Origin of the sequence: Microvirga sp. 2TAF3, assembly GCF_052114965.1 — a bacterium.
GTDB lineage: Bacteria > Pseudomonadota > Alphaproteobacteria > Rhizobiales > Beijerinckiaceae > Microvirga.
Map to the genome: position 1 here is coordinate 77,189 of NZ_JBFRFT010000004.1, position 12,495 is coordinate 89,683.

16 protein-coding genes are annotated in these 12,495 nt (G+C 61.4%); 5 read left to right on the top strand and 11 right to left on the bottom strand.

Translation table 11 applies throughout. The features are described 5' to 3' along the window. Positions 1–103: 103 nt before the first annotated feature. Positions 104–526 carry a nucleoside-diphosphate kinase gene (ndk, locus tag AB4Y97_RS05825; RefSeq protein ID WP_441998077.1) on the bottom strand — a complete coding sequence of 141 codons (423 nt, stop codon included), beginning with the start codon at positions 524–526 and terminating at the stop codon, positions 104–106. Between the two features lie 173 nt (positions 527–699). On the opposite strand from ndk, the gene AB4Y97_RS05830 reads away from it, so the two are divergent. After that, on the top strand, positions 700–1,107 hold the full coding sequence (locus tag AB4Y97_RS05830) for a DUF2147 domain-containing protein (RefSeq protein WP_441998078.1): 408 nt from the start codon (positions 700–702) through the stop codon (positions 1,105–1,107). Positions 1,108–1,247: 140 nt separating this feature from the next. On the opposite strand, the gene AB4Y97_RS05835 is transcribed toward AB4Y97_RS05830, so the two are convergent. Then, positions 1,248–1,955: a glutathione S-transferase N-terminal domain-containing protein gene (locus tag AB4Y97_RS05835; RefSeq protein WP_441998079.1), complete on the bottom strand. Its 708-nt coding sequence runs from the start codon at positions 1,953–1,955 to the stop codon at positions 1,248–1,250. A gap of 196 nt (positions 1,956–2,151) precedes the next feature. On the opposite strand from AB4Y97_RS05835, the gene AB4Y97_RS05840 reads away from it, so the two are divergent. After that, a complete protein-coding gene (locus AB4Y97_RS05840) occupies positions 2,152–2,403 on the top strand; it encodes a hypothetical protein (protein WP_441998080.1) in 252 nt (83 codons plus the stop codon). Positions 2,404–2,514: 111 nt separating this feature from the next. After that, positions 2,515–2,874, top strand: coding sequence for a hypothetical protein (locus AB4Y97_RS05845; RefSeq protein WP_441998081.1), 360 nt, complete (start codon positions 2,515–2,517; stop codon positions 2,872–2,874). 5 nt (positions 2,875–2,879) lie between these two features. Here the strand turns inward: AB4Y97_RS05845 and AB4Y97_RS05850 are convergent, their stop codons facing one another. Together AB4Y97_RS05850 and AB4Y97_RS05855 are read right to left on the bottom strand one after the other, a co-directional pair. After that, positions 2,880–3,338, bottom strand: a complete 459-nt coding sequence (locus tag AB4Y97_RS05850; RefSeq protein ID WP_441998082.1) for a GNAT family N-acetyltransferase — start codon at positions 3,336–3,338, stop codon at positions 2,880–2,882. Continuing rightward, positions 3,335–3,976, bottom strand: a complete 642-nt coding sequence (locus tag AB4Y97_RS05855) for a glutathione S-transferase family protein (protein WP_441998083.1) — start codon at positions 3,974–3,976, stop codon at positions 3,335–3,337. Before AB4Y97_RS05855 ends, AB4Y97_RS05850 begins: the two co-directional genes overlap by 4 nt. Before the next feature lie 233 nt (positions 3,977–4,209). Between AB4Y97_RS05855 and AB4Y97_RS05860 the strand changes: the two genes are divergently transcribed. Together AB4Y97_RS05860 and AB4Y97_RS05865 are read left to right on the top strand one after the other, a co-directional pair. Continuing rightward, the gene (locus tag AB4Y97_RS05860) at positions 4,210–4,614 is read left to right on the top strand and encodes a DUF4345 domain-containing protein (protein ID WP_441998254.1); all 405 of its coding nucleotides are present in this window, start codon (positions 4,210–4,212) and stop codon (positions 4,612–4,614) included. Positions 4,615–4,795: 181 nt separating this feature from the next. Continuing rightward, positions 4,796–6,202: an adenylate/guanylate cyclase domain-containing protein gene (locus AB4Y97_RS05865; protein WP_441998084.1), complete on the top strand. Its 1,407-nt coding sequence runs from the start codon at positions 4,796–4,798 to the stop codon at positions 6,200–6,202. 44 nt (positions 6,203–6,246) lie between these two features. Here AB4Y97_RS05865 and AB4Y97_RS05870 read toward each other — a convergent pair whose 3' ends face one another. The 7 genes from AB4Y97_RS05870 to AB4Y97_RS05900 form a co-directional block, all read right to left on the bottom strand. After that, positions 6,247–6,438, bottom strand: a complete 192-nt coding sequence (locus AB4Y97_RS05870; RefSeq protein WP_441998085.1) for a hypothetical protein — start codon at positions 6,436–6,438, stop codon at positions 6,247–6,249. 215 nt (positions 6,439–6,653) lie between these two features. Further along, positions 6,654–7,286, bottom strand: a complete 633-nt coding sequence (locus AB4Y97_RS05875; protein ID WP_441998086.1) for a LysE family translocator — start codon at positions 7,284–7,286, stop codon at positions 6,654–6,656. Positions 7,287–7,334: 48 nt separating this feature from the next. Beyond that, entirely contained in the window at positions 7,335–7,844 is a 510-nt protein-coding gene (locus tag AB4Y97_RS05880) for a GNAT family N-acetyltransferase (protein WP_441998087.1), read from the bottom strand. A gap of 2 nt (positions 7,845–7,846) precedes the next feature. Continuing rightward, positions 7,847–8,485 carry an SGNH/GDSL hydrolase family protein gene (locus tag AB4Y97_RS05885; RefSeq protein ID WP_441998088.1) on the bottom strand — a complete coding sequence of 213 codons (639 nt, stop codon included), beginning with the start codon at positions 8,483–8,485 and terminating at the stop codon, positions 7,847–7,849. Between the two features lie 55 nt (positions 8,486–8,540). Then, complete coding sequence (locus AB4Y97_RS05890) at positions 8,541–9,236, bottom strand: aspartate/glutamate racemase family protein (protein WP_441998089.1); 696 nt, start codon at positions 9,234–9,236, stop codon at positions 8,541–8,543. A 201-nt stretch (positions 9,237–9,437) separates the two neighbouring features. Beyond that, on the bottom strand, positions 9,438–10,913 hold the full coding sequence (gatB, locus tag AB4Y97_RS05895) for an Asp-tRNA(Asn)/Glu-tRNA(Gln) amidotransferase subunit GatB (protein ID WP_441998090.1): 1,476 nt from the start codon (positions 10,911–10,913) through the stop codon (positions 9,438–9,440). A gap of 597 nt (positions 10,914–11,510) precedes the next feature. Then, on the bottom strand, positions 11,511–12,434 hold the full coding sequence (locus AB4Y97_RS05900) for a DMT family transporter (RefSeq protein WP_441998091.1): 924 nt from the start codon (positions 12,432–12,434) through the stop codon (positions 11,511–11,513). Between the last annotated feature and the right edge of the window lie 61 nt (positions 12,435–12,495).

Below are 12,495 nucleotides of genomic sequence, written 5' to 3' on the forward strand. Positions count from 1 at the left end.
CTCGAAGGAGGATCCAGCACGCGCGGGAGACGCCTGATCCTTCGCGATGGTCACTGCGTGACCTCCTCAGGATGAGGCTGGGGAAGTGCGGGCTTGGTCGGTTTTACCCGACGATCTCGTTACCCGAGAAGAACTGGGCGATCTCGATCTTGGCGTTGTCCTGGCTGTCGGAGCCGTGGACCGAGTTCTCGCCGATGGACTTGGCGTAGAGCTTGCGGATGGTGCCCTCCGCGGCGCTCTCCGGGTTGGTGGCGCCCATGATCTCGCGATAGCGGAGAACGGCGTTCTCGCCTTCCAGAACCTGCACGACGACCGGAGCGGAGATCATGAAATCCACGAGCTCACCAAAGAAGGGACGCTCCTTGTGGACCGCGTAGAAGGTCTCGGCCTCGCGGCGGCTCATGTGGATGCGCTTCTGCGCCACGATGCGCAAACCCGATTTCTCGATGACGGCATTGATGGCGCCGGTCAGGTTCCGCGCGGTCGCGTCGGGCTTGAGGATGGAGAAGGTGCGCTCGAGGGCCATGACTATTCACTCTTAAGGTCAAAATGTGGAAAGTGCCGCGCTTATAGCGGTGCTCCCCCCGCCTCTCAAGGCCCTTTTCGCAACAGCGAAGTCGGGTGGTTGGAAAGGTTACTACCCTCCCCTAGTCTTCTCAGGAGCGGTCCGCCTGAAGACCGACATCCTGGGAGTGAACCATGAAGCCTGCCCTCCTCGCCGCCCTCGGCCTCCTCGTCCTGGCCGGATCGGCCCATGCCCAATCCGCCGATCCGAGCGGCACCTATTTGAGCGAAAGCGGCGAGACGCATGTCCGCGTCGCCAGATGCGGCGCCGTCTATTGCGGCACCATCACGGCCGTCAAAGGCGAGGCCAAGGACGTCAATAATCCCGACCCGAAGCTCAAGGGCCGCAACCTTGTCGGCGTTCAGATGATCTCGGATATCCGGCCCTCCGGCGAGGGTTTCACCGGACAGCTCTACAATTACAAGGACGGCAAGACCTATACGGGCAAGATGAGCTTCAAGGGCGGCAACGCCATGCAGCTCTCAGGCTGCATCCTCGGTGGCCTCATCTGCCGCTCGCAAACCTGGACAAAGGTGAATTAGGGGGCTGTTTTTCCCTCCCTGCGGATCTTGGGAACACCCGAGATCCGTAGGGAATGAGAGCAAGTCGTACCATTCCCCGTCATACGATCCCGGATCGCCTTGCGGCATCCGGGATGACAATATGATTTGGCCCGCTTGGCTTACCGTGCCCGTTGACCGAATAGCACGGCCTGGACCTTCGGATCCGTCATGTCGTTCTTGCCGCGGTCCTCGGAACTGACCGCGATGCCGCGCTTGACCGCCGGGCGGGCGAGCATGGTCTCAAGCCAGCGCTTCACATGCGGGAAGTCCTCGATGTTCTGGCCCTGCCGCTCCCAGAGCTTCGCCCAGGGCATGATCGCCATGTCGGCGATGGAATAGTCGCCAGCCACGAATTCATGGCTCGCCAGCTGCTTGTTCAGAACGCCATAGAGCCGGTTGGCCTCATTGGTATAGCGGTCGATGGCGTAGGGAATCTTTTCCGGCGCGTAGATGCGGAAATGGTGGGTCTGGCCGAGCATGGGGCCGAAACCGCCCATCTGCCAGAACAGCCATTGGTCGATTTCGACCCGCTTGCGCTCGTCCTGCGGATAGAACTGGCCCGTCTTGCGGCCGAGATATTGCAGGATCGCGCCGGACTCGAACACGGAGATCGGCTTGCCGCCGGGCCCGCCGGGATCGACGATCGCCGGCATCTTGTTGTTGGGCGAGACCGCCAGGAATTCCGGCTGGAACTGGTCTCCCTTGCCGATATTCACCGGATGGACCGTGTAGGGAAGCCCCGTCTCCTCGAGCATGATGGTGACCTTCCATCCGTTCGGGGTCGGCCAGTAATAGAGTTCTATCGGTTGTTGGGCGGAAGCCGCCATAGCATGCCTCTCCTCGGCTCTAAGACAACGCGTGTCCCGCGAGGTTAAGACATAAGATCGTTACGGACACCACCGATCACAAGGATTTCCCGTGGACAGAACGCATGGCCGCCCTGACGGCCTTGCATGTTTCAATGTTTCGTATGAGTTTTGCGGAGAGCCATATATTCCTCATGGCCATACAGGGATTCCGACGATGAACCGCATCCTGCGCACCGCCCTCGCCGCCGCGATGGCCCTCCCCCTCGCCATGCCGCTGCCGGCATCCGCCCAGACAAATCCCAAAAAGGAGCCCACCGCCGGCCAACTCGCCGCCCGCGAGCGCATGACAAAGTGCAGCGCCGAGTGGAAGGCCGATAAGGCGGCCGGCAAGGTCACCAAGGACATGAAGTGGCCGAAGTTCTGGAGCGAGTGCAACAAGCGGCTAAAGGGCGGCACGAAAGCTTGAAAGAGCAAGGTGCGCGCTCAGAGCCAGATCGCGCACCTTACGCCTTAGCTAAATGAACAGCCAGGCAAGTGGCCTGCATTGCAGTTCGTCCGAGTACGAGGCGAGGATTCTATGAAATGGTTGTCTCGTTTGCTGGGCAAGCACTCAGCAGCTCCAGAGAATGCGTCAGATGAGCAAGCCATCCTCATTCATCTCGCTGGCGCGTCGCTGCCTGACGAGATTTATGAAGAATATGATCTCACCAGGCTTGAAGACCGTCTGACCGAAGCTCTTGGCAGCCTCGGTGAACATGACGGTCACGAGAGCGGACCGGGCGTGACCATCGTTTACCTCTATGGCCCCGATGCCGAAGCAATGTTCCACGCCATTGAGCCCGTCTTGAAGGACCATCCGCTGGCTCGCGGTGCAAGCGTAATTATCCGCAAGGGAGCGCCGGGAGCTCCTGAGCGCGAAGTCCGCATGCCTCACTAGCTTGCCTAAACCTTCTTCTTGAAGCCCTCGTGGCTGCGGGCGAAGCCGAGGCGTTCGTAGAAGCGGTGGGCGTCTTGGCGCGTCTTGTTGGATGTGAGTTCGAGCATGGCGGCGCCGTTCGCACGGGCCTCGGCTTCCGCGAAGACCATCATCCTCCCACCGATCCCGCCCGAGCGGCGCGCAGCCTTCACCTTCACGCTCTCCACCTTCACACGCAGGGCACCCCGGCTTGTCAGGTTGGGAATGAAGGTGAGCTGGAACGTGCCGACGATCTCGCCCCCGTCGAGGGCGACGAAGAGCCGGTTCTCGGGACTCGCCGCAATCGCGGCGAAGGCGGCCTCGTAGGCAGGCCTGTTCTCGGGCGTCCAGGCATCGCCATGGGAGCCGAGCTCGTCCTCCTCATGCAGGCGGATGATCGCTTCCAGATCCTCCGCCCGCGCCTGACGGATAACTAGTTCGCTCATGCGGCGGCTTTTGTTTCCGGCGGCAGAAGTTTCCCGGTCGGGCCGAAGCCGGGCAAGGCTTCCACGCGCTTCACCCAGGCGACGATGTTGGGATAGGAGGCAAGACCGATCTCCGCCTCTTCCGCGAAGGCGATCACGCCGTAAATATCGATATCGGCGATGGTCGCGCCTTCTCCGACGACCCAGTTGCGGCCTGCCAGATGCCGATCCAGGACCGTCAGGGCCGCATCGGCCTCCGTCGCATACATTTCGAGAAGTTCCGGTCCGCCTTTACGGAAGCCCTTCCTGATCGACCGGCTGCGATAGATTGCCGGGGCAAGGCGATCGAATTCCCAATAGAGCCATTCGCGCGCCTGCAGACGCTCATCCAGAGTCGCGCCGCCGAACTTGCCGAGGGTGTCGGCGAGGTATTCCAGGATCGCGGCCGACTGGCAGAGCTGGCGGCCATTGGACCGGTCCACGAGAAGCGGCACCTGTCCGAAGCGCTGCTTCGAGAGATAGGTCGGCTGCTTATGCTCCCCTTCGCGCAGGTTCACATGCACATAGTCGAAGGGCTCCCCCGCCAGGGAGAGCATGAGGCCGACCTTGTAGGTCGGACCGGAGAGGAAGACGCCATGGAGTTCGAAACGTGCCGGCATGGATGAACCTGTAAGCTGGTTTGACGGTGCGGACCCTAGAGCATCGGACCCAAGAGTGGAATGCACTTTTGGGATCAATCCGATGCCCTCCGGTTGAATGAGCGCATCGTTCTGAGCGAACCGAAGGTCCGCGTCAGCGAAAAACCGAATCCACTTTCCCGCACGAAGCGCTAGCCGATTGATTCACGCCCCGGAAGGACCAGAATCTCGAATCTGGAGGCGACATGGCCAACATCGAACGGGAACGGAAACTTCTGCAGCAGACGGTGGCCATTCTCGCCATCATTCCCGCGGCGATCGGGCTCTACGGGGTTCTGTTCGGGCATGCGCTGACGGGGGAAACGGTGAGCATCTCGGCGGAGAGCCATTTCCGGTTTCTCTCCGGGCTTCTGCTCGGCATCGGGCTGTGCTTCTGGAGCACGGTGCCGCGTATCGAGGAGAAGACGAACCGCTTCCGGCTCCTGACCCTCCTCATCGTCATCGGCGGCCTGGGGCGGCTTACGGGCCTGATCCTCACCGGCCTGCCATCCCTGTTCATGATCGGCGGGCTGTTCCTGGAACTGATCGTGACGCCGTTCCTGTGCCTCTGGCAGACCCGGGTAGCCAACCGTTATGCGGAGGAATTCGGCGTGGCCTAGGTTTTTAACGGCGGAACCGACGCCGCCGGGCTACCAGACATCGTATTCACACCCATATCCTCTTATGAAGTGTGGCCTCGGGCGCGCGCTGCCCGGACCGTGACCGCTGCAAGGCCGCCGTTCTTTTGGCCTTTCGGGCCTGCGGAATGCTGGTCGTCATGCGCCTCCGGGGAGGTGGATCATGAGCGAGAATCAGGCGCTTTTCACAATTCTGCGTCAATCGGCCGATCCTGAAGCCGTCGATGTGATCGAGCGGTTGGTCCGGGAGGCTCCGGACCACGAACTGAACCGCATCAACGTGCTGTTGCTGGCCGCCAAGGAGGGCCTCGACGAGGAACGCCTGATCGCCGCCTTTCTGCATGCGGCGCGGCTCGGGCTGTTCGAATTGTCCTGGAACGTACTTTGCCCCGGCTGCGGCGGGGTGCTCGATGCCGGCACGAGCCTCAAGACGGTTCATCACGAGTCCTATAACTGCGCCCTCTGCGGGGCGGGATACGAGCCGACCCTCGACGAGATGGTAGAGGTGACGTTCACAATCAGCCCGCGCGTGCGCAGGATCGCGGCGCATGAGCCGGACAGCCTGCCCATGTGGGATTATGCCCGCCAGTTCTTCTGGGGCTCGGGCGTCGATCTTCCGGACAATTTCGAGGAGATCATGGAGGACATCGTTCTCGACTCGATCGAGCTTCCCGCGGGAGAGCGCGCCTCCCTGTCGCTGCAGCTCCCGGCCGACTTCATCATCGTCTTCGAGCCGATCACCCATGGAGCGCAGTTCATCGACGTGAAGGGCGAGCCGACCCGCGAGCGCCAGAACCTTTCCATCGTTTACGACGACAAGCATGCGCAGCACGACACGGTCGAGCTGCGGCCCGGTCCGCTCCGGCTCTCGCTCGAAAACCGCACCTCCAAGCGGGTGCTGCCCGCCGTCTGGATCGCCAACGACAAGCTGCATGACATGCTCGGTCGGCGCAGGCCGTTCCTTACGGCCAAGCGCCTGCTCTCGAACCAGACTTTCCGGGACATCTACCGCACGGATACGCTCGATATCGACCAACGCCTGAAGATCACGAGCCTGACCTTCCTTTTCACCGATCTCAAGGGCTCGACGGAGCTTTACGAGCGCGTCGGCGATCTGGTCGCCTACGATCTGGTGCGCGAGCATTTCCGCGTGCTGAACGAGATCGTCGCCTCCGAGGGTGGCGCCGTGGTGAAAACCATCGGCGATGCAGTGATGGCGACCTTCCCGACGCCCGACCATGCGCTTGCCGCGGCGCTGCGGATGCGCGAAGCGATGCGCGAGCTCAACGAGCAGCGGGGGCAGGAGGACCTGCTGCTCAAGATCGGCATTCATGAGGGACCATGCCTCGCGGTCATGCTCAACGACCGGCAGGATTATTTCGGCCAGACGGTGAACATCGCCTCGCGGGTCCAGAACCTCGCGGTCTCGCGCTCGATCTTCGCCACAAGCGCCGTGATCGAGGACCCGCAAGCCTCGCATCTCATTGCAGCGCAAAATCTCCATCCCACGCAGAAGTTGACCGCCCTGCGTGGGATCAACGACGCGTTCTCCGTCTACGAGATTCCATGAGGAGAAGCCCGCTGCGGCGACACGATCGCGATCATCGGTCACCGTCAGTCGCGCCGGCTGTCATCTTCTCCGATGTCCCGGAGCAGATGAGGGCCGAGTTTCGCTCGAAAAGAGGCTTTCGGCTCGGATGAGGAGAAGGCCTTTGCGGAGTTCGGCTTGGGCACGCGCTCGAGCGCGGCCGGGATAACGTCAATTCGAATGGTTAACCAGACAAGGGAAAGCGTGATCTGCTTCATCGAAACCTGCAGCTTTGATGGGGTGAAGGAACGCGGCGTGCGCGCATGCGACGACGGGCAGGAACATGTGACGCCTCCTTCAGCTGAGGTTGATGGCAGGAGCGGCCAGGATATCAGCCGCTCGGATATGATAGGGCACCTTCGGTGCGTTCGCTAGCGCATCGTGTGGAAAAGTGATCTCCACTTTCGGGTTCGATGCTCCAGGCGAGAGATGATTAAGCTTTCAATTCCCTGATGCCATCGATGAAAAGCTTTGCGCCGATGCCGCCGAAGGCTACGCCGAAACACCCCTCGATCACCCGGCAGAAGCGCGCATAGACGCGGGTGACGGTTCCGGTCGAGAAGATGAGGGCATAGGTGCCGTAGACGACCGTCGCCGATATGGACGCGCCGACGCCGATAGCCAGGAATTGAAGGGTAGAGAGCCCGGCGGATGCCAGATACATGGAAACGGCCACCCACATCAGGGCAGCCTTGGGGTTGGTCATGACCACGAACAAGCCACGCCGATAGGCCGCACCGGCCCGCATCTCCGCACGCCCTGCAACAGGACGGTCTGAAGAAGAAGCAATGGCAGCGTGCAGGGCTTTCAGACCGAGATATACCAGATAGCCACCGCCCAGGAGGCGCATCGCCATGATCGTCTGCGGAAAGGCTTTGAGAAAGGCCCCGATCCCCAGCGCAAAGAGAACGGCCCAGATGAATACGCCTGTCGCGACCCCGGCAGCGGTGGAGAAACCCACCAGACGCCCGCTTCCGAGCGAGGCGGATGAGACGGCCATCAGATTGGGCCCAGGCGAAACCTGGGCCAGAAAGATGCCGAACAGGACACCAGCTATTCCAAGCATGACGATTTCAGTCCCTATGCTGTGGCTTGAATCGAAGCAGATTCCGGCTCACGCCGAAAGCGGTTTCTCGAACCGATATTCCACCGAACCGGAGATGTCTCCGAGATCGCGCTTGTCGCCGATCTGCGCATAGCCCATGCGCTTATAGAGGCGGTGGGCCTTCGTGAACCGGGTATCGGACCAGAACAGTATGCGTCGCGCGCCCTTTCTTCGGCCATAACCCTCCACGTGGCGCACGAGGGATGCGCCCAGGCCCTTGCCGCGCTGGTCGGGACGGACATAGAGGCGGTGCAGCTCGACGACATCGGTTTCCGGAAAATCGGCGGCGACGCAGGCGCAGATGCGGCCGCGCTTATCCTCCAGCACCCAGAACACCCCGCCCCTCTTCTCGAAGGACGAGCCGGGCGCGCGCAGATCGAAGAGATCGTCATGCGGATCGATGAAGCAGCCGGGGTAATCGGCAAAGCACAACGATAGGAGCCCGAAGAGATCCTGCGCATCGCTGTCCGCCGCTGGGCGCAACGTCGTCAGCCCGTGCTCCGTCGCCGCATCGGCCATAGTCAGGCTCCCTGAACCCGATCCATCATCTCGGTGATCTTTCGCGTGAGCATATCGTGCATCCGACGATAGGCCTGCGGCGAAAGGTGGATGCCATCCGTGGTGAAGCCCTCTTGCGCCTCGTGCCCCGCGCCGGAAAAAGCCGTGTGCATGTCGATGACGCCAGCTCCGTGCCGCTCGGCGATGCGGACGATGCGGCGGCTCAGCGAGGCCATGGCCTCGACGGAATAGAAACTCGTCAGGCGCTTGCCCGTCTCGACCGGCGGCGGCGTCATCACGATGAGGGGCACGCCGGTCTCGCCGGAGAGCCGCACGATCCGGTCGCAATAGGTTGCGACCTCGTCGAGTTCCGGCTCGGTCTTGCCCTTCTTGGCGTCGTTGGTACCGACCAGCAGCACGGCGAGACGCGGTTTCGCCGTCTCCAGAAGGCGCGGCACCTTGGGGAGAAGCGCCTCGGTCCAGATGCCGGAATAGCCGGCATTGACGACCGGACACGCGCCGATCCGGTTCCAGTAAAAACCCTCGACGATGGAATCGCCGATGAAGAGCACGCTCCCCGGCCCCGCCGCGTGAATATGCGATCCGATGACGATGTCCCGGATCAGCCAGTGCGGGGCGAAAGGGTTCGGCTGCGCGCTCACGGGATTATCGGCTTATTCTCGATGTCATGAATAAGAATATGCAAAGCGCTCGATCTCAGGCGAGAGCGAAGTCTACTGCCGAAATGGCGTGAAGAAGCGTGGTGTCGAAAACGGGCACGTCGATGTCCCCCTGCCCGATCAACATGGTAATTTCAGTGCATCCCATGATCACGCCGTCAGCGTTGTTCTCCCGTTTCAGGCGCTCTATTTCGGAGAGATATGCCGCCTTCGAGCTCTCGCTGACAATGCCCTGACAAAGCTCCTCATAGATCACGCGATGAACCATCGCGCGGCCCGCCTCATCCGGGATGACGACATCGAGCCCGAATTTCTCGCGCAGCCGCTCCTTGTAAAAATCCTGCTCCATCGTGAACCGGGTGGCGAGGAGAATGGGACGCCTAACGCCCGCTTCGACGACCGCCTTCGCCGTTGCATCCGCAATGTGCAAGAGAGGAACCGTCGTCGCCGCCTGCACCTCTTCAGCCATCCGGTGCATGGTATTCGTGCAGATCACGAGGCCCTCGGCGCCCCCGTCCTCAAGCTTTCTGGCAGCCTCGATCATGAGATCGGCTGCACCTTGCCAATCTCCGGCATGCTGGCGCTCGGCGACCTTGGCGAAATCGAACGACCAGACGAGAAGCGGGGCCGAATGGAGACCTCCTCTGCGTTTTCGTGTGATCTCGTTGATATGGCGATAGTAGATTGCCGTGCTCTCCCAGCTCATCCCGCCGATCAAACCAAGTGTCTTCATTATTCTAAGACCCGATTAATTCTCGAAGGGAAATATCATGCCATCGCATGAAGGAACAGCCGACGTTGTATTCTTGAATTCACGCCTTCAATAAACTTGCAATAAACTTGCCAGCATAACAATACCGACCGCTTTGAGGCGGTCTGTGACTTGACCATGAGAGCGGGACAAACCTGCCCCGCTCAGAAAAAACCGCTGATGTTACTCGATCCCGAGCTTGCTCTTCAGCAGCTCGTTCACGGCCTGTGGATTGGCCTTGCCGCCCGTCTGCTTCATCACCTGACCGACGAACCAGCCGAGCAGGGTCGGCTTGGCCTTGGCCTGCTCTACCTTGTCCGGGTTCGCGGCAATGACCTCGTCGATGGCCTTTTCGATGGCTCCCGTATCTGTGACCTGCTTCATGCCGCGGGCCTCGACGATCTCGCGCGGATCGCCGCCTTCGGTGAAGACGATCTCGAACAGGTCCTTCGCGATCTTGCCGGAGATCACGCTCTCGCCGATCAGGTCGATGATCGCACCGATCTGCTTGGCGGAAACCGGCGAGGAGGAGATGTCCTTGCCTTCCTTGTTGAGGCGGCCGAACAGCTCGTTGATGATCCAGTTCGCGGCGCTCTTGCCGTCACGGCCATTGGCGGCTTCTTCGAAATAATCGGCGGAGGCGCGCTCGGCCACCAGGACGCTCGCGTCATAGGCCGAGAGGCCGTAATCGGCCATGAAACGAGCCTTCTTCTCGTCCGGCAGTTCCGGCAGGTACTGGGCGAGATCGTCCACATAGGCCTGATCGAACTCAAGCGGCAGCAGGTCGGGATCGGGGAAGTAGCGGTAATCGTGCGCCTCTTCCTTTGAGCGCATGGAGCGCGTCTCGCCCTTGCCGGGATCGAAGAGGCGGGTTTCCTGGTCGATGGTGCCGCCATCCTCGATGATGCCGATCTGGCGGCGCGCCTCGATCTCGATGGCCTGGCCGATGAAGCGGATCGAGTTGACGTTCTTGATTTCGCAGCGCGTGCCCAGAGGCTCGCCGGGGCGACGCACGGACACGTTCACGTCGGCGCGCAGGTTGCCCTTGTCCATGTCGCCGTCGCAGGTGCCGAGATAGCGCAGGATCGTGCGCAGCTTTGTTACATAGGCCCGCGCCTCGTCGGAGGAGCGGAGATCCGGCTTGGAGACGATTTCCATCAGCGCCACGCCGGAGCGGTTGAGGTCGACGAAACTCATGGTCGGATGCAGGTCGTGAATCGACTTGCCCGCGTCCTGCTCCAGGTGCAGGCGCTCGATACCGACCGTGATCGTCTCGCCGCTTTCCGGCACGTCGACGATGACCTCGCCCTCGCCCACGATGGGGCTCTTGTACTGGCTGATCTGGTAGCCCTGCGGCAGGTCCGGATAGAAATAATTCTTCCGGTCGAAGGTGCTCCTGAGGTTGATCTCGGCCTTGAGCCCGAGGCCCGTGCGGATCGCCTGGCGCACGCACTCCTCGTTGATGACGGGCAGCATGCCGGGCATGGCAGCGTCCACGAGCGAGACATGGCGGTTCGGATCGCCGCCGAAGGCCGTCGAGGCCCCCGAGAACAGCTTGGCCTGGCTCGTCACCTGGGCATGGATCTCCATGCCGATGACGACTTCCCAATCGCCTGTCGCGCCTTTGATGAGTTTCTTCGGGTTGACCGGAGCGTTCATGCGGCCTCGCGCCTTCATCTATCGATAATTTCCAACCGGAGTAAGAGCCTCGGGCCGCTCCGGTCAACCCCTTTCCGACCTGAACATCCGTTCAGAATATGGCGGAGTATTGTTAAGTTCAGTTATAATTTGTGCACAGCTATTTAATGCTAAAGCCAAGCCTGCGTGAAACCGCACTCGATGTTGAGCGTTGTTCGGTTGGTAAATGGTCAAGGAGATAACAATGGCTGTAGATCCGATGGATCGCGACCCGAACCTCTACAATCGTGACAACGAGATTTACGAACCTGAGGCTCGCGGGTCGAATACTCTTGCTTATTTGATTGGCGGTCTTGTTATCGCTCTCGGCTTGCTCGCATTTCTCTTCTACGATGGCGGCAGTCGCGACGTGAGCACGACCGGCAGTACCACGGCACCACAGACGCAGACGGCCCCGGCAGCTCCGTCTTCGCCTAAGACCGACTCGACGACCGCTCCGTCGGCCCCGTCCGCTCCGGCGACACCTTCTGCCCCGTCCAACCCGACGGCGCCAAAGCCGTAAGCGTAACCGCATCATGAATTATGGGCCTGGCCTTCCGGTCGGGCCCATTTTTTGCCTCAGGTCGCCTTGAGCACCGGACGAACGTCCTTCTGGGGGATGGTCATCAGCGCAACGCCGATCAGGATGCAGGCAAGACCGACCCAGGCTGACGAACTCAGCCGCTCTCCGAGGAAATAGGCTCCGATCGCGACGCCGATGGGGGCTCTCAGATAGGCCTGCGCCGTTGCGCCGACCGATCCCAGCGTGTGGATGAGCCGGAAATAGATGACGAAGGCGAAAGCGGTGGAGAAGACCGCAAGGCCGAGAAGGGCCAGCATCGACGTCGCCGAGGGAGCGAGAGTCCATGGCCGGTCGACGACGAGGCTGACGGGAATCAGGATCGCAGCCCCTGAAACCAGCGATCCGGCGGCGGGCGACATCGGATCGAGTCCCTTGAAATTGCGCCCGAAGATCGCGGCGCCCGCATAGCAGATCGTTGCCAGCACCACCGCAAGCTGGGCGAAGAGTTCCTGCCCCACATGGTTGAAGGCCTGCGTGCCGACGATGACGCAGGTGCCCGAAAGGCCGATCACCACGCCGGTCATCTTGCGGAACGTGGTGGGCTCGTGCCGGGTCCAGAGCAGGGTGATGAGGAACGTGAAGACCGGAGTCATCGAATTCAGGATGACCGCGAGCCCCGCATCGACCGATTTTTCCGCCCAGGCGATCAGGGTGAAGGGAATGACGCTGTTGAGGCAGGCCTGAACGACGAATTTCCGCCAGCTTGACGCATCGCGCGGAAGCCTGATGCCGCGCAGGCACAGGATGATCAAAAGCACCGCCCCCGCGACGATCGTTCGCCCCGCGATCAACGTGACCGGCGGAATCGTCTCGATACCGAGCTTGATGAAGGTATAGGATGCGCCCCATAGGGTCGCGAGCGCGGCGAGCAGGGAAAGCTCGGCCGCGTAGTTGGGCGTCTTTGGAGAATTCGTCGGCATCGCTGGTTCCATTCGTTCCGGGATGGCGAGAAATTGCCATGACGGAGCGTCCCCGTCCCGC

Bases quoted from the DNA above. Each gene is read 5' to 3' on its own strand.
- ndk (WP_441998077.1), bottom strand. From the start codon at position 526: ATGGCCCTCGAGCGCACCTTCTCCATCCTCAAGCCCGACGCGACCGCG.
- AB4Y97_RS05830 (WP_441998078.1), top strand. From the start codon at position 700: ATGAAGCCTGCCCTCCTCGCCGCCCTCGGCCTCCTCGTCCTGGCCGGA.
- AB4Y97_RS05835 (WP_441998079.1), bottom strand. From the start codon at position 1,955: ATGGCGGCTTCCGCCCAACAACCGATAGAACTCTATTACTGGCCGACC.
- AB4Y97_RS05840 (WP_441998080.1), top strand. From the start codon at position 2,152: ATGAACCGCATCCTGCGCACCGCCCTCGCCGCCGCGATGGCCCTCCCC.
- AB4Y97_RS05845 (WP_441998081.1), top strand. From the start codon at position 2,515: ATGAAATGGTTGTCTCGTTTGCTGGGCAAGCACTCAGCAGCTCCAGAG.
- AB4Y97_RS05850 (WP_441998082.1), bottom strand. From the start codon at position 3,338: ATGAGCGAACTAGTTATCCGTCAGGCGCGGGCGGAGGATCTGGAAGCG.
- AB4Y97_RS05855 (WP_441998083.1), bottom strand. From the start codon at position 3,976: ATGCCGGCACGTTTCGAACTCCATGGCGTCTTCCTCTCCGGTCCGACC.
- AB4Y97_RS05865 (WP_441998084.1), top strand. From the start codon at position 4,796: ATGAGCGAGAATCAGGCGCTTTTCACAATTCTGCGTCAATCGGCCGAT.
- AB4Y97_RS05870 (WP_441998085.1), bottom strand. From the start codon at position 6,438: ATGAAGCAGATCACGCTTTCCCTTGTCTGGTTAACCATTCGAATTGAC.
- AB4Y97_RS05875 (WP_441998086.1), bottom strand. From the start codon at position 7,286: ATGCTTGGAATAGCTGGTGTCCTGTTCGGCATCTTTCTGGCCCAGGTT.
- AB4Y97_RS05880 (WP_441998087.1), bottom strand. From the start codon at position 7,844: ATGGCCGATGCGGCGACGGAGCACGGGCTGACGACGTTGCGCCCAGCG.
- AB4Y97_RS05890 (WP_441998089.1), bottom strand. From the start codon at position 9,236: ATGAAGACACTTGGTTTGATCGGCGGGATGAGCTGGGAGAGCACGGCA.
- gatB (WP_441998090.1), bottom strand. From the start codon at position 10,913: ATGAACGCTCCGGTCAACCCGAAGAAACTCATCAAAGGCGCGACAGGC.
- AB4Y97_RS05900 (WP_441998091.1), bottom strand. From the start codon at position 12,434: ATGCCGACGAATTCTCCAAAGACGCCCAACTACGCGGCCGAGCTTTCC.